The organism is Serratia sp. SM04, assembly GCF_040280225.1.
Taxonomy (GTDB): domain Bacteria; phylum Pseudomonadota; class Gammaproteobacteria; order Enterobacterales; family Enterobacteriaceae; genus Serratia; species Serratia sarumanii.
Window position 1 is genome coordinate 199,911 of sequence record NZ_JBEOQT010000001.1, and the last position, 18,144, is coordinate 218,054.

21 protein-coding genes are annotated in these 18,144 nt (G+C 60.8%); 5 read left to right on the top strand and 16 right to left on the bottom strand.

From position 1 onward, the window contains the following. Nucleotides 1-6: 6 nt before the first annotated feature. Complete coding sequence (locus tag ABTW55_RS00870; RefSeq protein ID WP_004937113.1) at nt 7-903, top strand: LysR family transcriptional regulator; 897 nt, start codon at nt 7-9, stop codon at nt 901-903. A gap of 50 nt (nt 904-953) precedes the next feature. Here ABTW55_RS00870 and ABTW55_RS00875 read toward each other — a convergent pair whose 3' ends face one another. From ABTW55_RS00875 to ABTW55_RS00925, 11 genes are all read right to left on the bottom strand, one after another. Next, nucleotides 954-1,940, bottom strand: coding sequence for a glutathione S-transferase family protein (locus tag ABTW55_RS00875; RefSeq protein WP_033649007.1), 987 nt, complete (start codon nt 1,938-1,940; stop codon nt 954-956). Nucleotides 1,941-2,010: 70 nt separating this feature from the next. Continuing rightward, a complete protein-coding gene (locus ABTW55_RS00880) occupies nt 2,011-2,406 on the bottom strand; it encodes a DoxX family protein (RefSeq protein ID WP_004937119.1) in 396 nt (131 codons plus the stop codon). Nucleotides 2,407-2,700: 294 nt separating this feature from the next. Beyond that, nucleotides 2,701-2,988: a YqjK-like family protein gene (locus ABTW55_RS00885; protein ID WP_004937121.1), complete on the bottom strand. Its 288-nt coding sequence runs from the start codon at nt 2,986-2,988 to the stop codon at nt 2,701-2,703. Further along, nucleotides 2,985-3,386 carry a phage holin family protein gene (locus ABTW55_RS00890; protein WP_033636106.1) on the bottom strand — a complete coding sequence of 134 codons (402 nt, stop codon included), beginning with the start codon at nt 3,384-3,386 and terminating at the stop codon, nt 2,985-2,987. Before ABTW55_RS00890 ends, ABTW55_RS00885 begins: the two co-directional genes overlap by 4 nt. A 2-nt stretch (nt 3,387-3,388) precedes the next feature. Further along, on the bottom strand, nt 3,389-3,694 hold the full coding sequence (locus ABTW55_RS00895; RefSeq protein WP_004937125.1) for a YqjD family protein: 306 nt from the start codon (nt 3,692-3,694) through the stop codon (nt 3,389-3,391). Nucleotides 3,695-3,858: 164 nt separating this feature from the next. Continuing rightward, nucleotides 3,859-4,230, bottom strand: a complete 372-nt coding sequence (locus ABTW55_RS00900; protein WP_033636105.1) for a DUF1090 domain-containing protein — start codon at nt 4,228-4,230, stop codon at nt 3,859-3,861. A gap of 241 nt (nt 4,231-4,471) precedes the next feature. Further along, nucleotides 4,472-4,846 carry an EnvZ/OmpR regulon moderator MzrA gene (gene mzrA, locus ABTW55_RS00905; RefSeq protein ID WP_004937130.1) on the bottom strand — a complete coding sequence of 125 codons (375 nt, stop codon included), beginning with the start codon at nt 4,844-4,846 and terminating at the stop codon, nt 4,472-4,474. After that, nucleotides 4,843-5,523 (bottom strand): DedA family protein, encoded by a 681-nt coding sequence (locus ABTW55_RS00910; protein WP_033654796.1) that lies wholly within the window; start codon nt 5,521-5,523, stop codon nt 4,843-4,845. The genes mzrA and ABTW55_RS00910 overlap by 4 nt, the downstream gene beginning before the upstream one ends. 135 nt (nt 5,524-5,658) lie before the next feature. Then, nucleotides 5,659-6,105 (bottom strand): hypothetical protein, encoded by a 447-nt coding sequence (locus ABTW55_RS00915; protein WP_033636103.1) that lies wholly within the window; start codon nt 6,103-6,105, stop codon nt 5,659-5,661. Nucleotides 6,106-6,291: 186 nt separating this feature from the next. Then, nucleotides 6,292-7,068 (bottom strand): transcriptional regulator ExuR, encoded by a 777-nt coding sequence (gene exuR / locus ABTW55_RS00920; RefSeq protein ID WP_033636102.1) that lies wholly within the window; start codon nt 7,066-7,068, stop codon nt 6,292-6,294. Between the two features lie 119 nt (nt 7,069-7,187). Continuing rightward, entirely contained in the window at nt 7,188-8,486 is a 1,299-nt protein-coding gene (locus ABTW55_RS00925; protein ID WP_350429236.1) for an MFS transporter, read from the bottom strand. Nucleotides 8,487-8,563: 77 nt separating this feature from the next. On the opposite strand from ABTW55_RS00925, the gene ABTW55_RS00930 reads away from it, so the two are divergent. Genes ABTW55_RS00930 through ABTW55_RS00940 form a run of 3 tightly spaced genes read left to right on the top strand, consistent with a single transcriptional unit; the run spans nt 8,564 to nt 11,707 of the window. Then, nucleotides 8,564-8,731: a hypothetical protein gene (locus tag ABTW55_RS00930; protein ID WP_154609308.1), complete on the top strand. Its 168-nt coding sequence runs from the start codon at nt 8,564-8,566 to the stop codon at nt 8,729-8,731. Nucleotides 8,732-8,786: 55 nt separating this feature from the next. Continuing rightward, the gene (uxaC, locus tag ABTW55_RS00935; RefSeq protein WP_033649010.1) at nt 8,787-10,199 is read left to right on the top strand and encodes a glucuronate isomerase; all 1,413 of its coding nucleotides are present in this window, start codon (nt 8,787-8,789) and stop codon (nt 10,197-10,199) included. A 20-nt stretch (nt 10,200-10,219) separates the two neighbouring features. Further along, nucleotides 10,220-11,707: a UxaA family hydrolase gene (locus ABTW55_RS00940; protein ID WP_060422853.1), complete on the top strand. Its 1,488-nt coding sequence runs from the start codon at nt 10,220-10,222 to the stop codon at nt 11,705-11,707. 54 nt (nt 11,708-11,761) lie between these two features. Here ABTW55_RS00940 and sstT read toward each other — a convergent pair whose 3' ends face one another. From sstT to ABTW55_RS00965, 5 genes are all read right to left on the bottom strand, one after another. After that, a complete protein-coding gene (gene sstT, locus ABTW55_RS00945) occupies nt 11,762-12,997 on the bottom strand; it encodes a serine/threonine transporter SstT (RefSeq protein WP_033649012.1) in 1,236 nt (411 codons plus the stop codon). 256 nt (nt 12,998-13,253) lie between these two features. Continuing rightward, a complete protein-coding gene (locus tag ABTW55_RS00950; protein WP_033649013.1) occupies nt 13,254-14,228 on the bottom strand; it encodes a TerC family protein in 975 nt (324 codons plus the stop codon). Nucleotides 14,229-14,480: 252 nt separating this feature from the next. Further along, nucleotides 14,481-15,212, bottom strand: coding sequence for a glutamine amidotransferase (locus ABTW55_RS00955; protein ID WP_015379152.1), 732 nt, complete (start codon nt 15,210-15,212; stop codon nt 14,481-14,483). Nucleotide 15,213: 1 nt separating this feature from the next. Then, nucleotides 15,214-16,194, bottom strand: coding sequence for a Gfo/Idh/MocA family protein (locus ABTW55_RS00960; RefSeq protein WP_060422855.1), 981 nt, complete (start codon nt 16,192-16,194; stop codon nt 15,214-15,216). Between the two features lie 50 nt (nt 16,195-16,244). After that, the gene (locus ABTW55_RS00965) at nt 16,245-16,751 is read right to left on the bottom strand and encodes a M48 family metallopeptidase (protein WP_004937154.1); all 507 of its coding nucleotides are present in this window, start codon (nt 16,749-16,751) and stop codon (nt 16,245-16,247) included. 149 nt (nt 16,752-16,900) lie between these two features. On the opposite strand from ABTW55_RS00965, the gene rlmG reads away from it, so the two are divergent. After that, on the top strand, nt 16,901-18,040 hold the full coding sequence (gene rlmG / locus ABTW55_RS00970) for a 23S rRNA (guanine(1835)-N(2))-methyltransferase RlmG (protein WP_033636091.1): 1,140 nt from the start codon (nt 16,901-16,903) through the stop codon (nt 18,038-18,040). Nucleotides 18,041-18,144 lie beyond the last annotated feature (104 nt).

Sequence of the window (18,144 nt, forward strand, 5' to 3'; positions counted from 1 at the left end):
GATTTGATGGCCAGAGATCGGGCGCTCACGCTTGAGGCGCTGAGAGTGATGGACGCGATCGACCGGCGCGGCAGCTTCGCCGCGGCCGCCGACGAATTGGGCCGGGTGCCGTCGGCGCTCAGCTACACCATGCAAAAATTGGAAGAAGAATTGGACGTGGTGCTGTTCGACCGTTCGGGCCACCGCACCAAGTTCACCAACGTGGGGCGCATGTTGCTGGAGCGCGGGCGGGTGCTGCTGGAAGCGGCCGACAAGCTGACCACCGACGCCGAAGCGCTGGCGCGCGGTTGGGAAACCCACCTGACCATCGTCAGCGAAGCGCTGTCGCCGCCGAGCCTGCTGTTTCCGCTGGTGGACAAGCTGGCGCTGAAGGCCAACACCCAGGTGTCGATTTTCACCGAGGTGCTGGCGGGCGCCTGGGAACGGCTGGAGCAGGGGCGCGCCGACATCGTGATCGCGCCGGACATGCACTTCCGCGCGTCGTCGGAGATCAACACCCGCAAACTGTACAAGGTGATGAGCGTTTATGTCGCCGCGCCGGATCACCCGATCCACCAAGAGCCGGAGCCGTTGTCTGAGGTGACCCGCGTGAAGTACCGCGGCATCGCGGTGGCGGATACCGCCCGCGAGCGCCCGGTGTTGACCGTACAGCTGCTGGATAAACAACAGCGCCTGACGGTGAGCACCATCGAAGACAAACGCCTGGCGCTGCTGGCCGGGCTGGGGGTGGCGACCATGCCGTACCCGATGGTGGAGAAAGATATCGAAGCCGGGCGGCTGCGCGTGGTGGGGCCGGAATACAGCCGCGAAGCCGATATCATCATGGCCTGGCGGCGCGACAGCATGGGGGAGGCGAAGGCCTGGTTCCTGCGCGAAATTCCGCGCCTGTTCGCACAGCGCTAACGCCGGTTGGATGACATCCCCTTGCCGGGCGGCAAGGGGATTTTTTTGCCTTAGCCGAAGCGCTGGTCGCGGCCGTGCGGCTCGTCCAGATCCTGAGCCGGCCCGATGGAAATGATGCCGTGCGGGTTGATGGTGGCGTGGCTGCGGTAGTAGTGGTTGCGAATGTGCGGCAGGCTGACCGTCTCGGCGATGCCCGGCATCTGGTAGATGTCGCGCAGGAAACCGTACAGGTTCAGGTAGTCGCTGATGCGGTGTTTGTCGCACTTGAAGTGGGTGACGTACACCGGATCGAAGCGCACCAGCGTGGTCCACAGACGCAGATCGGCTTCGGTCAGCCGATCGCCGGTCAGGTAGCGGTGCTGCCCCAGGATCTGCTCCAGGCGTTCGAGCGCGCTGAAGACCCCGCTGACCGCGTCGTCATACGCTTCCTGGCTGGTGGCGAAACCGGCCTTGTACACGCCGTTGTTCACTTGATCGTAAATCCAACCGTTCAGCTCATCGATTTTGCCGCGCAGATCGGCCGGGTAGTAATCGCCCGCGCGGGCGCCCACGCCGTCAAACGCGCTGTTGAACATGCGGATGATATCGGCGGATTCGTTACTGACGATGGTTTGCTGCTGTTTATCCCACAGCACCGGCACGGTTACGCGCCCGCTGTAGTGCGGATCGGCCCGCAGGTAGATCTGATACAGGAAGTCGGCGTGATACAGCGGATCGCCGGTGGTTTCAGGAAAATCCTGGCCGAAGGTCCAGCCGTTTTCCAGCATCAGCGGGTGCACCACCGAGACCGGAATGATCTGCTCCAGCCCTTTCAGTTTGCGCATCAGCAGCGTGCGGTGCGCCCAGGGGCAGGCGAGGGAAACGTACAGGTGATAACGGCCCGCTTCGGCCTGGAAGCCGCCCGCGCCGTGTTCGCCCGGCTGACCGTCGGCGGTCACCCAATTGCGAAACTGAGCGGTTGAACGTTTGAAACGGCCGCCGGTAGATTTGGTGTCATACCAGATGTCTTGCCAAACGCCATCGACGAGTTGTCCCATGGGAGTCTCCTTGGTGTCCGAGTGAAAAGCGACAGGGCCCGGCATGCCGGGCCCTGAATGACAGTTTAGATTACCATTTCTTGTTCAGAAGACGGTCGATGCTAAAGCCGCCAGGGCCTGCGACCGCCAACACGATGAAGCCGCCGGCGATGGTCAGGTTTTTCATGAACATCAGCTGGTTTACGCCTTCCGCAAAGTCAGTGTGGAACAGCAGCGCGGTCAGAATGGTGAAACCGGCAGTGAACAGCGCCACGGTGCGGGTCAGGAAGCCGAACAGGATCGCCAGACCGCCGCCAAATTCCAGCAGGATGGTCAGTGGCAGCAAGAAGCCAGGCACGCCCATCGATTGCATGTACTGTTGGGTACCGGCATAAGCGTCACCCATTTTGCCGTAGCCTGCCACGATAAACAGGATTGGCATCAGAATACGAGCAACCAACAAACCTGTATCTTCTAATTTTTTCATCATCTACTCCAACGTGTTTTTGTGTGCCTGTTCGGCGGTAGTCATATCAACGGGCGGCGTAGCGGGTCTCTTACCCTGTCCGCTCCGTCTCGAATTGATGGAGTGAATGTTAAGCGGGAAGTGCTCAGGTTGTTAGCAAGTAAAACTGTCGTAATTTTTCAAAAAATCTGAATCTTTAGCGTGCTAATAAACTGACGCTTGTCAGCAGGTTGCCCGGCCCTCGGGATAAGCAGCGCTGTTTTAGGGGGGAAACGAGGGCGGAGCAACAGGATGTTTGAAGGAAAAGCGCGGGGCTTACTTGGCGGAGAAGGTCTTTTTAAACAGGCGGATAGCGCTCCAGGCGCCGAAAGCGCGGCGCGACCAGCGGATCATCTTGCTGGGGTGGCGGATGCCGTACAGCGCCATGACGCTGGAACCGAGCACCAGATAGCGGCGCAGGCCAAACACCGTCTGCCAGCCGCGGTCGATGCGTTCGGTCTTTTCCAGCCATAAAGACTTGTGTTCGGCCAGATCCAGACGCTGTTGCTGGATCTGGCGAATCAGCCTCTCTTTTTTCCATTCCAGATAGCGGCGGCGGCTCATGGCTCGCGCTCCAGTTCAGCACGATCGAGTTCCAGCTGCTTGCGCGTGGCGCCGAGCAGCGTGGTGCGACGGGCCTTGACCAGCGTCCAAATGGTGCCGACCACGGCCAGGAACAGCAGCACGCCGGTCGTGGCACCCAGCGCCATCAGCCGATAGACCGGATCGATGGCCCAGAAGATCAGGATCAGCAGGCTCATCAAACCGAAGGCTGTAAACAGCAGCGTCATACCGGCCATGATCAGCAGCTGAATGAGGTTGGCTTTCTCCTCTTCCAGCTCGACCACCGCCAGCCGGACACGGGTTTCCACCATGCCGACCAGGATCGTGATGATGCGCTGACCGATATCCAGGACCCCTTTAGCGGGGCCCTGCGCGCGCACTTGCGGTTGTTCAGCCATGATTAACGACGCGCGAGCAGCACGCCCAACACCACGCCGACCGCCGCGCCGATGCCGATGCCGGTCCACGGGTTGTCGCGCACATAGTCGTCGGCCTGGCCGGCGATCTGCTTGGTTTGCGAAGCCAGCTTGTCACCGGCGTCGCTCAGGCGAGCGCGGGTCTCTTTCAGCGCGCCTTCCGCCTTCGAGCGCAGCTTCTCCAGCTCGGCTTTCGGCTTGTCGGTAGAGGAGTTCAGCACTTCCTCCAGCGTATCGGCTAAGGACTTCAGTTCAGCGCGTAAGTTTTCTGCATTTGAATCATGTGCCATGTGATTATTCCTTAACGTTTATTTCGACAGACTTTTAACATAGCGGATTTTTTCGCCGGAGCAAAGGGGTGATGGCCAGCAGATAACACCAGGCATCAATCCCATATGCTTAATAAATCCCGTGTGATGGGGCTCTCATCGATAAATCCGCTGGTACAAAAAAATTATTCCGCCTGAGCGCGTTTCAGCTCAGCCTGCGCTTCCGCCAGCTTCTGCTGCTTCTTGGCGACCTTGTCCAGCTTGCCGGTTTGCTGCGCTTCTTTCAGCTCCTGCCGGCGCTCGTCGACCTTGCGCTGTTTCTCCGCGATATTTTTCTGGCGTTCGGCCTGCAGGCCGGCTTCGGTGCAGTGAGTCTGCACTTCGCTCAGCGCTTTTTTCAGCCCGTCCACGCGGTGGGTGTTGCCGTGCTGGGTGGCATAGTCGATTTGCTGCTGGATGTCTTGCGCTTTGGCGGCGCAGCCGCCCTCAGCGGCCGAAGCGAGGGCCGGCAGCGTGCAGAGTGGCAACAGCAGTAACAGTGAATGGCGTAATTTCATCTTTCAGTTCCTTTTCATGGGATGCCTGAACAGGCACCCGCTTTCCTGACTGCCGAAGGCGGCAGCGCGAGAGGAGGGCGTTCATCGCCGGCTGAAGTTACCCTTCAGCATAGTCATGAAACCGGCGCGCCCCCAAAGAATCAGCCGTGACTCGGTGCTGACTGATTAATTCTTGAGCTAATCGGTGCGAATGAAAATGAAAATAATGCAATGAAAGGAAACCCCTTCATATGAAGGGGGATTATCCCAGATTGAGTGGGGAACGCGCAAATTCGCGTACCCAATGCGACGGCACGGGGGATTCGCTCAACGCGATGTGGTAACCGGGCGGCAAAATGGTTTGCAACGCTTCGCGCGCCAGCAACTGCTGCTCCGGCGAATCCAGACGGATCACCAGGCCATCGCCTTCCGGCGTGATGCTTTTGATGCGGATGCCGCGCTCATCCAGGCGCTGGTAGACGTAAAAACCGTCGGGCAGCGACAGCCCTTGCTGGCTGGCGCGAATGCGCAGCTCGCTCTCGGTGCGCACCATGCAGGGCACCAACAGCGTCGCCAACGCCAGCAGGGCGAGCGCGATCATCAGGACGTATTGCCAGCGCGGGCGCTTTGCTGTCACGCCCCTTTCCCCGGGTTCTGGCTGCTGGCGCGCTTCTTGCGCCACAGCACGATCAACGAGCCGATCAACCCGACCACCAACAATACCAGCGGCAACATCATCAGGCAGAACATCAGCTGATCTTCATACTTGCGGAACACCGGGGTTTTGCCCAGTGCGAAGCCCAGCGTTGTCAGGATCAAGACCCACAGCAGGCCGCTCATCCAGTTGAAGAACTGGAAGCGCGCGTTGCTCAGGCCGGACAGGCCGGCGATGGTCGGCAGCAGGGTGCGCACGAAGGCCAGGAAGCGGCCGACCAGCAGGGCGGAAAGCCCGTGGCGGTGGAACAGGTTGTGAGCGCGTTGATGGTAGTGGGCCGGCAGGTGCGAAAGCCAGCCTTGCACCGTTCGCGTATTGCCGAGCCACCGGCCCTGTATGTAGCTGACCCAGCATCCCAGGCTGGCGGCGACGGTCAGTATGACGATGGTCAGCGGGAAGCCCATGGTGCCTTTGGCGATCAGCACGCCGACCAGGATCAGCAGGCTGTCACCCGGCAGGAAAGCGGCCGGCAGCAGGCCGTTTTCCAAAAACAGAATCATGAACAGCAGGATGTAGAGGGTCCACACCAACGAAGGGTTCGCCAGCGTCTCAAAATCCTGCTGCCACAGGGCATGTATCAGTTCTTTAATGATGTCCATCCGGTGTTCCTAAAACGTCATTGTTTATTTTTATCTCAGCGGCGGAACGGGCGTGGGCTGAAAGCGCGCGGCGATCCTGAATGCTGATAACGATGAAACGGCGTTGCTTTAAGGTTTTTAGCGGTGCGACACCGGTCATAGGTGATAAGTCAGCGTGCCACGGTACTGCATGTTACTTTCTTTCCAGCCGGCCTGCCGACTCTGTTGCCTGGAGGCGTCCAGCATCCAGTCGACCTGGGCAAGCCGGTTGGGAGCCGGAGTGTCCTGGCGGGGGAAGCGAATTCGGTAGCCCGGCTCTGCGGCCAAGGTATAGACCGGCGCCGGCAGGGAGGATGCGAGCAGCGAACCGGGGAAAGAGTGCGCTCTGGGCAGCAGCAGCGGCAACTTGCCGGGGGCTTTGCGGCGCGCTTCGGCCGGTGCCCGATACACATGATCATAGGGGGAAAGCGCCGGCTCCGCCAGCAGCGGCAGGCTGCTCAGCGCGCTGGGGGTTGGCTTGGGTGACGCCACGCATAGCTGTTGGCCGGAGACCGAACCGGTCCAGCAAAAAACAGCAATCAGCATGGCAAACAACCAGCGCATTTATTCGCGTCCCGCCCCCGCAGCAATGGGTAAAAAAGTGGGCTAACTCTACCAAAATAGCACGATTGGCAACAGGGAAATCTACGTTGCCGACGGTGAAATAGTACACGGCAAACGGCGGTTCCGGCATCGATTCAGCGGATTTTACATTACCTGACATAAGCCGACGGTTTTTGACCGCCGTGGCTATTTCGGTTCGTGGCTCACGCCATCCAGATGCACCACCGGATTCTCGGCGAACAGATAGCGGTCGGCATTGTATTCGAAATCGTCGCTGGTGGCGTTGAACAGCATCTGCTTGGTGTTTTCCAGGTGTTGCCACATCGCCAGTTTGGCGGCGTAAGGATCTTTGCGCATCAGCGCCTTGAGGATCTGATCGTGATCGTCGCACCAGCTGGCGATCGAACGTTCGTCGATATGTTCGTGCAGTTTCTTCCAGTAAGGGTTGTTGACCCGCTGCACCCACATTTTTTCCACGATGGTGGCCATGGCGGTGTTCTGGGTGGCCAGCGCCACCTGCACGTGGAACTTCAGATCCCACTGCGAGTCGCGAAAGCGATCCTCTTTGCGGGCGTGCTCCTGGATCTCCATCAGCTGCACGATATCTTGCTTGGTCACCTGGGTGGCGGCGAATTCGGCGATGTTGCTTTCGATCAGCTGGCGCGCCTGCAGCAGCTCAAACGGGCCGGCGGTGGCGAACTCGATGCTGTCGCCCGGCACCACCAGGTGTTTTTGCTGGTTGGACACCACGTGGATCCCGGATCCCTTGCGCACGTCCACATAGCCTTCCACTTCCAGCATGATGATCGCTTCGCGCACCACGGTGCGGCTGACATTCATCTCTTCGGCGATGTATCGCTCGGCCGGCAGCTTGTCGCCCACCGGGTAGCGGCCGCTTTCGATGCGTTGTTTAAGCTCGGCGGCCAGTTGCTGATACAGGCGTCTGGTTTCAGTGAATTCCATAGTGAATGCTCTATACGGTGCGGTGGGAAGGGGCGCGTGGCCATCGGATTTGTTATACCACTTATTCGGCACCGCTGCCAGAGGAGCAGAAGGCCCGGCGCGGGGGCCGGGCGACGGGATCAGCTGCGCGCCGGAGACGGCTGCAGCGCGGCCGGTTGCGCTTCGGCGGCCGGGCGGTTTTGCAGCACCGTCCAGATGACGATGGCGCCGAGAATATCGAAGACCGACAGTGCGGCGAACAGCGGGCTGAAGCCGAGAGTGTCCGCCAGGGCGCCGACCACCAGCGCGAACAGCGTGCTGGCGGTCCAGGCCGCCATCCCGGTCAGGCCGTTGGCGGTCGCCACCTCATTGCGGCCGAACACGTCGGAAGAGAGGGTGATCAGCGCGCCGGACAGCGCCTGATGGGCGAAGCCGCCGACGCACAACAGCGCGATAGCCGCGTAAGGGCTGGTGAACAGGCCAATCATGCCGGGGCCGATCATCAACACCGCCCCCATCGTCACCACCAGCTTGCGCGAGACGATCAGATTGACCTTGAAATACTTCTGGAACAGCGGCGGCAGGTAGCCGCCGACGATGCAGCCGAGATCGGCGAACAGCATCGGCATCCAGGCGAACATGGCGATCTCTTTCAGGTTAAAACCGTAGGCCTTGAACATGAACAGCGGGATCCAGGCGTTGAAGGTGCCCCAGGCCGGCTCCGCCAGAAAACGCGGCAGGGCGATGCCCCAGAACTGGCGGTTGCGCACGATCTGCCAGGCGGACATTTTTTTGGCGTTAGAGGTCTGGTGCTGCGCCTCCTGGCCTTCGAGGATGTAACGGCGTTCTTCCTGGCTCAGTTTCTTCTGATCTTTCGGGTGCTTGTAGAACAGCAGCCAGCAGATGGCCCAGATCAGGCTCAGCACGCCGGTGATGATGAACGCCATCTCCCAGCTGTGCGCCACGATGGCCCATACCACCAGCGGCGGGGCGATCATGCCGCCGATCGACGAACCGACGTTGAAATAGCCGACGGCGATCGAACGCTCTTTGGCCGGAAACCACTCGCTGCTGACCTTCAGCCCGGCGGGGATCATCGCCGCCTCGGCCATGCCGACCGCGCCGCGCGCCAGCGCCAGGCCGCCCCAGCTGTTGGCCAGCGCGGTGCCCATGCAGAACAGCGCCCACAGAATGGCGAACATGGCGTAGCCGACCTTGGTGCCCAGCACGTCAAGCACATAGCCCGCCACCGGCTGCATCACGGTGTAGCAGGCGGAGTAGGCGGCGACGATGTAGGAATACTGTTGGGTGGTGATGTGCAGCGTATCTTCCAGCGTCGGCGCCGCCACGGCGATGGCGTTGCGGGTCAGGTAGCCCAGCACGGTGCCGACGGTCACCAGCCCGATCATGTACCAGCGTAACCCTTTAATTTTACGCATCCGAAATGTCTCCCCGTTTGAAGGTATGGCCGGCGATGCGGCTGGCGAGACAATAACCTGTCATACAGGTTTAAAAGTTGAGTGATATCACAAAAGGAATTATTCGCCTGAGCGATACTGTCGCCGATGAAATAGCGCATTTATGGCGCAAGCTTGCCGTAAAAACGAGCAGAAAAGGGATTGAGGGACAGCAAAACGGCAGGCGTCGAGAAAAATTTGCTGGACGCTCATTAAAATTGGTGTGATAACTTTTGTAATTCGAACCCCATGCCGCACGGCAAGTAAGGTAAGGAGCCCGAGATGGCGACGTTTTTGAGCGAAGATTTCCTGCTGGACAGCGAATTTGCCCGGCGTTTGTATCATGACTACGCGGCGGACCAGCCGATTTTCGATTATCACTGCCATTTGCCGCCGCAGCAGATCGCGGAGAATACCCGCTTCAGCAACCTGTACGATATCTGGCTGCGGGGCGATCACTATAAATGGCGGGCGATGCGCACCAACGGCGTGGCGGAGCGGCTGTGCACCGGCGATGCGGGCGATCGCGAGAAATTCGACGCCTGGGCCGCCACGGTGCCGCACACCATCGGCAATCCGCTCTATCACTGGACGCATCTGGAGCTGCGCCGGCCGTTCGGCATCACCGGAACGTTGCTGTCGCCGGCCACGGCGGATGAGATCTGGCAGCGCGGCAATGCGCTGCTGGCGCAGGATGAGTTTCGCGCGCGCGGCATCATGCGGCAGATGAACGTGAAAATGGTCGGCACCACCGACGATCCGATCGACGATCTGCGCCATCATCGGGCGATCGCCGACGATCACAGCTTCGATATCAAGGTGTTGCCGAGCTGGCGGCCGGACAAGGCCTTCGCCATCGATGCGCCTGGCTTCAACGACTATCTGCGGCAGCTGGAGGCGGCGGCGGACACCGCCATCGGCCGCTTCAGCGCGCTGTGCGACGCGCTGTACAAGCGCATGGATCACTTCGCCGCCCACGGTTGCAAGGTGGCCGATCATGCGCTGGACGTGGTGGTGTTCGGCGAGGCCGACGAAGCGGCGCTGGATGCGATCCTGCTGCGCCGCCTGAACGGCGAGCTGCCGACCCCGGAACAGAGCGCCCAGTTCAAAAGCGCAGTGCTGCTGTTCCTGGCCGGCGAATACCGGCGCCGCGGCTGGGTGCAGCAGTACCATATCGGCGCGCTGCGCAATAACAACAGCCGCATGCTGGCCGCCGTCGGGCCGGATATCGGCTTCGACTCGATCAACGATCGGCCGCTGGCGGAGCCGCTGTCGCGGCTGCTGGATGCCCAGGCGCGGCAGGGCGGCCTGCCGAAAACCATTCTCTATTGCCTCAACCCGCGCGATAACGAAGTGATCGGCACCATGATCGGCAATTTCCAGGGGGAAGGCACGCCGGGCAAGATGCAGTTCGGCTCCGGCTGGTGGTTCAACGATCAGAAGGACGGCATGCAGCGCCAAATGACGCAGCTGGCGCAGCTCGGGTTGCTGAGCCGCTTCGTCGGCATGCTGACCGACAGCCGCAGCTTCCTGTCGTATACGCGGCATGAATACTTCCGCCGCATTCTTTGCCAGATGATCGGCCGCTGGGTGACGGACGGCGAAGCGCCGGCGGATCTCGCGCTGCTGGGCGAGATGGTGAAAAACATCTGTTTCGACAACGCCAAAAACTATTTCGCCATTGAACTGGCGTAGCCGTTATCCGGGACCGGTTTATGCAAAGTACGATAAAGATTCACGAGCAGGATAACGTGGCGGTGGCGCTGCGCGATCTGGCCGCCGGAGAAACGGTTGAGCTGGACGGGGAGCGCGTTCAACTGGCGCAGCCGGTGGCGCGCGGGCACAAGTTTGCGCTCGGCCCGATCGCAAAGGGCGAGGACATCATCAAATATGGCCAGCCGATCGGCCACGCGCTCGCGGCCATCGGGCCCGGGGAATATATTCATTCGCAAAACGCCAAAACCAACCTGAGCGATCTGGACAGCTACCGTTACCAGCCGCAGTTTCCGGCGTTGCCGCCGCAGGCGGCGGATCGCGAGGTGCAGCTGTACCGCCGGGCCGGCGGCGACGTGGGGATCCGCAACGAACTGTGGATCGTGCCGACCGTCGGCTGCGTCAACGGCATCGCCCGCCAGATCCAGCAGCGCTTTTTGCAGCAAACGCAGGCGAAGGGGATCGACGGCGTGCATCTGTTCAGCCATCCGTTCGGTTGCTCGCAGCTGGGACAGGATCATGCCAACACCCGCATCATGCTGCAAAACATGGCGCGCCATCCCAACGCCGGCGCGGTGCTGGTGATCGGGCTGGGGTGCGAGAACAATCAGGTGGAGGCCTTTCGCGCCACGCTGGGGATGGCGGACGAGCGGCGGCTGCGCTTTATGGTGTGCCAACAGCAGGACGACGAGGTGGAGGCCGGGCTGGGGCTGCTGCACGAGCTATACCGTGAGATGCGCCACGATCGCCGCGAGCCGGGCCGCCTGAGCGAGCTGAAGTTCGGCCTGGAGTGCGGCGGTTCGGACGGACTGTCGGGCATTACCGCCAACCCGCTGCTGGGACGGTTTTCCGACTATGTGATCGCCAATGGCGGCACCACGGTGCTGACCGAAGTGCCGGAGATGTTCGGCGCCGAGCGCATCCTGATGAGCCGCTGCCGCGATGGGGAGACTTTCGACAAAACCGTCGACATGATCAACGATTTCAAACGCTATTTCATCGCCCATCAACAGCCGATATACGAGAACCCGTCGCCGGGCAACAAGGCCGGCGGCATTACCACGCTGGAAGAGAAATCGCTTGGCTGCACCCAAAAAGCGGGCCTGAGCCAGGTGGTAGACGTGCTGAAATACGGCGAGCGGCTGCGCGTGCCGGGGTTGAATCTGCTCAGCGCGCCGGGCAACGACGCGGTGGCGACCAGCGCGCTGGCCGGCGCCGGCTGCCATATGGTGCTGTTCAGCACCGGGCGCGGCACGCCGTACGGCGGCTTTGTGCCGACGGTGAAGCTGGCGACCAACAGCGAACTGGCGGCGAAGAAACCGCACTGGATCGATTTCGACGCCGGCGGTCTGGTTCACGGCGTGGCGATGGAGACCTTGCTCAGCCGTTTCGTCGATCTGATCGTCGAGATCGCCAACGGCCGTCCGGCGCGCAATGAAGCCAACGATTTCCGCGAGCTGGCGATCTTTAAAAGCGGAGTGACGCTGTAAGGCTGACAAAAAAGGCGCTCGAAAGAGCGCCTTTGCAATGCAGCCAGGGTGGGATTAACGCACCTTCAGCGGGTCTTCGTTCGCCAGCCGCTGGTCTTCCGCCTGGCAGGCCGCGGCGGTGAACAGCACGTCGGTGGAGGAGTTGAGGGCCGTTTCCGCCGAATCCTGCAGCACGCCGATGATAAAGCCGACCGCTACCACCTGCATCGCCACGTCGTTCGGAATGCCGAACATGTTGCACGCCAGCGGGATCAGCAGCAGCGAGCCGCCGGCCACGCCGGACGCGCCGCAGGCGCAGAGGGCGGCCACCACGCTCAGCAGCAGGGCGGTCGGAACGTCCACCGCGATGCCCAGCGTGTTTACCGCCGCCAGCGTCAGTACGGTGATGGTGATCGCCGCACCGGCCATATTGATGGTCGCGCCCAACGGGATGGAAACCGAGTAGGTGTCCTCATTCAGGTTCAGCTTCTTGCACAGCTCCATGTTCACCGGGATGTTGGCGGCCGAGCTGCGGGTGAAGAAGGCGGTTACGCCGCTCTCGCGCAGGCAGGCGAACACCAGCGGATACGGATTGCGGCGGATCTTCCAGTAAACGATCAGCGGGTTGAGCACCAGCGCCACCAGCAGCATGCAGCCGATTAACACCATCAGCAATTGGGCGTAGCCCCACAGCGCGCCGAAACCGGTTTCCGCCAGCGTGGAAGCCACCAGGCCGAAGATGCCGAGCGGCGCACAGCGGATCACCGCGCGCACCACCAGCGTGACCGCATGGGACATGTCGTTGATCAGCCCCTTGGTGGTTTCGGAAGCGTGGCGCAGCGCCAGCCCCAGCCCGACGGCCCACGCCAGAATACCGATGTAGTTGGCGTTAATCAGCGCATGGAACGGGTTGGCCACCACGCTCATCAACAGGCCCTTCATCACCTCCACAATGCCGCCCGGCGGGGTAATGTCCGTCGCGCCGGTGCTCAGCGCCAGCGTGGAAGGGAAGATAAAGCTGACGACGACCGCCACCAGCGCCGCGGCGAAGGTGCCCAGCAGGTAGAGGAACAGGATTGGGCGAATGTTGGTCTTCTGCCCCTGTTTATGGTTGGCGATCGAGGCCATCACCAGCACCAGCACCAGCACCGGCGCCACCGCCTTCAGCGCGCCGACGAACAGGGAACCGAGCAGGCCAACGGCGGAGGCCGCCGCCGGCGAAACCAGCGCCAACAGAATGCCAGCCACCAGGCCGACCATGATTTGTTTGACCAGGCTACCCTGCGTGATCTTTTGTAGTAGTTTTTGCATAGTGCTTTCTTCCTGATGTTATCTGGCCGCCGCGGCGGGAACGACGCCGGGTGGCTTTATATGATTCTGTAACTAAGTGTGTTTGCCGAATCAGTATTCAGCAATCGAATGATGTTGGAAAGAGGCGAAGGTGAAATTCTAAGCGCGGATCAACACTTGATAACATACTGGTTACATTTGTGTGATCGCAATAACGTTTGGCGTTTTGGGGGAATTGCCAAACAATCACGGGGCGACTAGCGCCCCGGATAACAGATTATGGTTGTTTATTCGCCAGGCGATCGTTGCGGCGATTGACCCAGGCGTTAATCAGCAAGGTGAGCGTCAGGATGCCCGCCACCACGCCCAGCGATACGCCGATCGGGATGTGGAAGAAGTCGATAATCAGCATCTTGATGCCGATAAACACCAGGATCACCGACAGGCCGTATTTCAGCATCGAGAAACGCTCCGCCACGTTGGCCAGCAGGAAGTACATGGCGCGCAGGCCCATGATGGCGAACAGGTTGGAGGTCAGGACGATGAACGGGTCAGTGGTCACGGCGAAGATCGCCGGAATGCTGTCCACCGCGAAGATCACGTCGCTCAGCTCTACCAGGATCAGCACCAGCACCAGCGGGGTGGCGAACAGGATGCCGTTGCGGCGCACGAAGAAGCGCTCGCCTTCCAGGTTGTCGGTCATGCGCAGGTGGCTGCGCAGCCATTTCACCAGCGGCTTGTCGCCGATCGCCGAGTCATCTTCCTTCGCCAGCGCCATTTTGATACCGGTGAACAGCAGGAAGGCGCCGAACAGATACAGCAGCCACTGGAATTGGCTGACCAGCCAGCTGCCGGCGAAGATCATAATGGTACGCAGCACGATCGCCCCTAGCACGCCGTAGATCAGCACTCGCCGCTGCAGGTTGGCCGGCACGGCGAAGTAGCTGAACAGCATCAGCCAGACGAACACGTTATCCACCGCCAGCGCTTTTTCGATCAGGTAGCCGGTAAGGAAGGCCAACGCCTGGGTATCGGCGACGGCGCGCCCGGCGGTTTCATTCAGGTAGTACCAGAAACCGAAATTGAACAGCAGGGAGAGGCTGACCCACACCAGCGACCAGCTGGCGGCCTGCTTCATAGACATGGTGTGCGCGCCTTTACGGCCCTGCAACAGGAGATCGATTGCGAGCATCACGACTATGACGGCGGCGAAGCTGCCCCATAACCACGGTGTGCCAACGGAATTCATCATCAGAGGTATCCTTCAAAAACAAAAACGGCCAACGTCGGAAGACGCCAGCCGCTCTGTGAACGCTGCAAGCAAACCTCGCCTTCCGGCAAGGTCTCACTTACAACGTTGATGAAGGTGGTTACACCTTTGACATCAGGTTGCCCGGTAACCGGATGCTTGCGCATCGTAATGACGATTGACCGGCAATGAAGTTACTCCCCTTTGCAGAGCAGAAAGTAATGCAAAATGTGTCGGCGGTCAACGTGAATCGCGTTAGCCGGCCATCGCTTTTTGCGCGCCGAGGCTGACGACGAATCCCTGCAGCAGCAGGCGGCTGAACGGCGTGTCGCTAACCTGTTGTTGTTGCTGTTGATAGCGGGCTTGCTGCTCGGGATGCAGTTCGCCGAGCCACTGCAGATACTGGCTCATCACCGCGCCGTTGAATTCCGGGTGGAACTGGGTGGTCAGAGCGTGATCGCCATAGCGCAGGATCTGGTGCGCGTCCTGCTGCGAACGCGCCAGCGTCTGCGCGCCGGCGGGCGGCGTCAGCACGCTCTGCGAGTGGATAAGATTGGCCTTGAATCGCGGTGGCAGCAGGGTGAGCCGCCGATCGTCGGCCGCGGCGGGCAGCAGTTCGATCTCCAGCGTGCCGACCTCCATGCCCTGCGGGTGATAGCCCACTTCGCCGCCGAGCGCGTAGGCCAACAGTTGGTGGCCGTAGCAGACGCCGAACAGCGGCAGTTTGATCGCCATCGCCTGACGCAGCCATTCGGCGGCCTCCTCGCTCCACGGCAGCCGTTCGGTCACCATCGCCGGCGAGCCGGTGATGACCACGCCGCAATAGGCGGCCGGCGGCAACGGCCTTTCGCCGGCGGGCAGATGCACGATGTGCGCGCGTTCGGCGTCGATATTCCCCTGTTGCAGGAACATGCCATCAAAGTTGGCCAATTCCTGACGAATGGCCTGCGGCGCGTCGCCGGTTTGCATCACGAGCAGCGGTTTCATCTCATTCTCCGTCGGCGGGGAAGACGACGCCGGTCTGGCGGCGGATGTCGGTCAGCAGGTGGGCGACGATCAGCGAATTCTCCAGCTCCGGATGTTCCACCTGACGCTGCTCAACCCGCTCGGCGAAAGCCAGCGCTTCATACAGCATGGTGTTGATGTGCTGCGTCTGGCTCAGGTCCTGCCGGTTGCCGCCGCGCGGCGTCAGCGCCACTCCCTGACACTCGGAAATCTTGTCGATAATCAGCGTGCCTTCTTCCCCCTGGATCTCGCTGGGGAGTGCCGAGTCGCTGACCTTGGAATGGGAAAGCGTGACGTCGAAATCGCCGTAGTTCAGGCAGACGGTGCCGTGGGCGTCCACGCCAGTATCCAGCAGCGTGGCGCTGGCCAGCACCGACTGCGGCGCGCCGAACAGCGCCACCGCGCTGGCCAGGCAGTAGTAGCCGATGTCCATGATCGAGCCGTTGGAAAACTGCGGGTTAAAGGTGTTGGGATTCTCGCCGGCGAGATAGCGCGGATAGCGCGAAGAGTATTGGCAATAGTTGATAAAGGCTTTGCGCAGCCGGCCGACTTTAGGCAATGCCTGCTGCAGCGCCAGGAAATTCGGCAGATAGGCGCTTTTGAACGCCTCGAACAGCACCACCTGGTTTTCCCGCGCGCAGGCGACCAGCTGTTCCGCTTCGCGCTGGTTGGAGGCCAGCGGTTTTTCGCAGATCACGTGCTTTTTATGGCGCAGGAACAGCAGCGATTGCGAGCAGTGCAGGGAGTTGGGGCTGGCGATATACACCGCGTCTATGGCGTCAGACTGCGCCATCGCCTCGAGCGAGTCGAAAAACTGCGTGACCTGATAGTTGGCGCCAAACGCCTGCGCCTGTTCCAGCGAGCGTGAATACACGGCGCTCAGCTTGAGTTTGCCGCTTTCATGGGCGGCATCGATAAAACGTTCCGTAATCCAGTTGGTGCCGACGACGGCAAAGCGAATCATGGCGAGCTCCGGTCCAGGCCTAAAACCGCAGATTATCACGCCCTCACTCGCTATGCATACAGCTCGCCGAACAGCGAAAGGTGCGTCAGATACAGCCGGGTATCGAACTCCAACTGGTGGTAATCCGGCTCCATATGGCAGCACAGGCTGTAGAACGCCTTGTTGTGATCTTTCTCTTTCAGGTGCGCCAGCTCATGCACCACGATCATGCGCAAAAAGGGTTCGGGCGCGACCTTGAACACCGTCGCCACGCGGATTTCCGCCTTGGCCTTCAGTTTGCCGCCCTGCACGCGCGAGATGGCGGTGTGCAGGCCAAGCGCGTGCTTCATGACGTGGATCTTGCTGTCGTAGGCCACCTTGCTCAGCGGCTGGGCGTTGCGCAGATACTGGTTTTTCAGATCGACGGTAAACTGATACAGCGACTTGTCGGTGGTGCAGTCGTGCACCTGCGGATAGCGCTGCAGCAGCACGTCTCCCAGCCGATTCTGATGGATCAGTTGCTGCACCTGGCTTTGCAGATGCGTTGGGTAGCCTTGCAGGTAGGTCAATTCAGACATTCTTGTTCCGTATCAACGGCCATTCAGTCGGTCATTCTATGCTGTTTTTTCGCTCAAATCCTGGCATACGCAATTTATCCGAAAAAACATTTTACTGACGGGCGTTTTTAGGGGATAAACAGCCCAAATTTTATCAGTCAGGAGGGGCAATGAGCCAACTCGATCTGGGAACACAGCAACTTGAGCTGGAGCGTTATCCCCAACAGGAAGAATCCACCCAACTGCAGGCGTGGGAAGCGGCGGACGAATATCTGCTGCAACAGCTTGAAAACGTAGATATCGGCGGCCGCCCGGTGCTGATTTTCAACGATAACTTCGGCACCCTGGCCTGTGCGCTGCACGCGCATCGCCCTTACAGCGTCAGCGACTCCTACATGAGCCAGCTGGCGACGCGCCACAACCTCAAGCTCAACGGGCTGGATCCCGAGCAGGTTACGCTGCTGGACAGCCTGGCCGAGCTGCCGGCGGCGCCGGCGGTGGTGTTGATTCGCGTGCCGAAGGCGCTGGCGCTGCTGGAGCAGCAGCTGCGCGCGCTGCGCCACGTCGTGACCGAAGACACGCTGATCGTCGCCGGCGCCAAGGCGCGCGACGTGCACACCTCGACGATGCAGCTGTTTGAAAAGGTGCTGGGCCCGACGCGCACCAGCCTGGCGTGGAAAAAAGCGCGCCTGATCTTCTGCCAGGCGGCGGACATCGTCCCGCCGGCGGCGGCGGAAACCACCGACTGGCCGCTGGACGGCACCGATTGGCTTATCCATAACCACGCCAACGTCTTCTCGCGCGGCAGCCTGGATATCGGCGCGCGCCTGTTTATGGAGCATCTGCCGCGCGGCCTGAACGGCCATATCGTCGATCTGGGCTGCGGCAACGGCGTGATTGGCCTGACGGCGCTGGCGCAAAACCCGGAAGCGCAGGTGACCTTCGTCGATGAATCTTACATGGCGGTGGCCTCCAGCGAACTGAACGTGGAGCACAACCTGCCGCAAGAGCTGGATCGTTGCCAATTTGAGGTGAACAACGCGCTGGCGGGCATCGAGCGCGAAAGCGTGCAGGCGGTGTTGTGCAACCCGCCGTTCCACCAGCAGCACGCCATCACCGATCACACCGCCTGGCAGATGTTCTGCGACGCCAAGCGCTGTCTGCAGGTGGGCGGCGAATTGCGCATCGTCGGCAACCGCCATCTCGACTATCACCAGAAGCTCAAGCGTCTGTTCGGCAACTGCACGCTGGTGGCCTCGAACAAGAAGTTCGTGATCTTGAGAGCGGTGAAATCCGGCGCGCGTCGCTGAGAGTGAATAACAAGGGGCGCTGTGCGCCCCTCATGCTGTTGACAAAGGGGGGAAAAAGCGTGGTTTTTCCCCCCTTTGTGGTTATCAGCCGAAAATCAATAAAT

What these genes read in the sequence shown, in the direction of transcription:
- ABTW55_RS00870 (WP_004937113.1), top strand. Translation starts at nt 7, where the DNA reads ATGGCCAGAGATCGGGCGCTCACGCTTGAGGCGCTGAGAGTGATGGAC.
- ABTW55_RS00875 (WP_033649007.1), bottom strand. Translation starts at nt 1,940, where the DNA reads ATGGGACAACTCGTCGATGGCGTTTGGCAAGACATCTGGTATGACACC.
- ABTW55_RS00880 (WP_004937119.1), bottom strand. Translation starts at nt 2,406, where the DNA reads ATGAAAAAATTAGAAGATACAGGTTTGTTGGTTGCTCGTATTCTGATG.
- ABTW55_RS00885 (WP_004937121.1), bottom strand. Translation starts at nt 2,988, where the DNA reads ATGAGCCGCCGCCGCTATCTGGAATGGAAAAAAGAGAGGCTGATTCGC.
- ABTW55_RS00890 (WP_033636106.1), bottom strand. Translation starts at nt 3,386, where the DNA reads ATGGCTGAACAACCGCAAGTGCGCGCGCAGGGCCCCGCTAAAGGGGTC.
- ABTW55_RS00895 (WP_004937125.1), bottom strand. Translation starts at nt 3,694, where the DNA reads ATGGCACATGATTCAAATGCAGAAAACTTACGCGCTGAACTGAAGTCC.
- ABTW55_RS00900 (WP_033636105.1), bottom strand. Translation starts at nt 4,230, where the DNA reads ATGAAATTACGCCATTCACTGTTACTGCTGTTGCCACTCTGCACGCTG.
- ABTW55_RS00910 (WP_033654796.1), bottom strand. Translation starts at nt 5,523, where the DNA reads ATGGACATCATTAAAGAACTGATACATGCCCTGTGGCAGCAGGATTTT.
- ABTW55_RS00915 (WP_033636103.1), bottom strand. Translation starts at nt 6,105, where the DNA reads ATGCGCTGGTTGTTTGCCATGCTGATTGCTGTTTTTTGCTGGACCGGT.
- exuR (WP_033636102.1), bottom strand. Translation starts at nt 7,068, where the DNA reads ATGGAATTCACTGAAACCAGACGCCTGTATCAGCAACTGGCCGCCGAG.
- ABTW55_RS00925 (WP_350429236.1), bottom strand. Translation starts at nt 8,486, where the DNA reads ATGCGTAAAATTAAAGGGTTACGCTGGTACATGATCGGGCTGGTGACC.
- uxaC (WP_033649010.1), top strand. Translation starts at nt 8,787, where the DNA reads ATGGCGACGTTTTTGAGCGAAGATTTCCTGCTGGACAGCGAATTTGCC.
- ABTW55_RS00940 (WP_060422853.1), top strand. Translation starts at nt 10,220, where the DNA reads ATGCAAAGTACGATAAAGATTCACGAGCAGGATAACGTGGCGGTGGCG.
- sstT (WP_033649012.1), bottom strand. Translation starts at nt 12,997, where the DNA reads ATGCAAAAACTACTACAAAAGATCACGCAGGGTAGCCTGGTCAAACAA.
- ABTW55_RS00950 (WP_033649013.1), bottom strand. Translation starts at nt 14,228, where the DNA reads ATGATGAATTCCGTTGGCACACCGTGGTTATGGGGCAGCTTCGCCGCC.
- ABTW55_RS00955 (WP_015379152.1), bottom strand. Translation starts at nt 15,212, where the DNA reads ATGAAACCGCTGCTCGTGATGCAAACCGGCGACGCGCCGCAGGCCATT.
- ABTW55_RS00960 (WP_060422855.1), bottom strand. Translation starts at nt 16,194, where the DNA reads ATGATTCGCTTTGCCGTCGTCGGCACCAACTGGATTACGGAACGTTTT.
- ABTW55_RS00965 (WP_004937154.1), bottom strand. Translation starts at nt 16,751, where the DNA reads ATGTCTGAATTGACCTACCTGCAAGGCTACCCAACGCATCTGCAAAGC.
- rlmG (WP_033636091.1), top strand. Translation starts at nt 16,901, where the DNA reads ATGAGCCAACTCGATCTGGGAACACAGCAACTTGAGCTGGAGCGTTAT.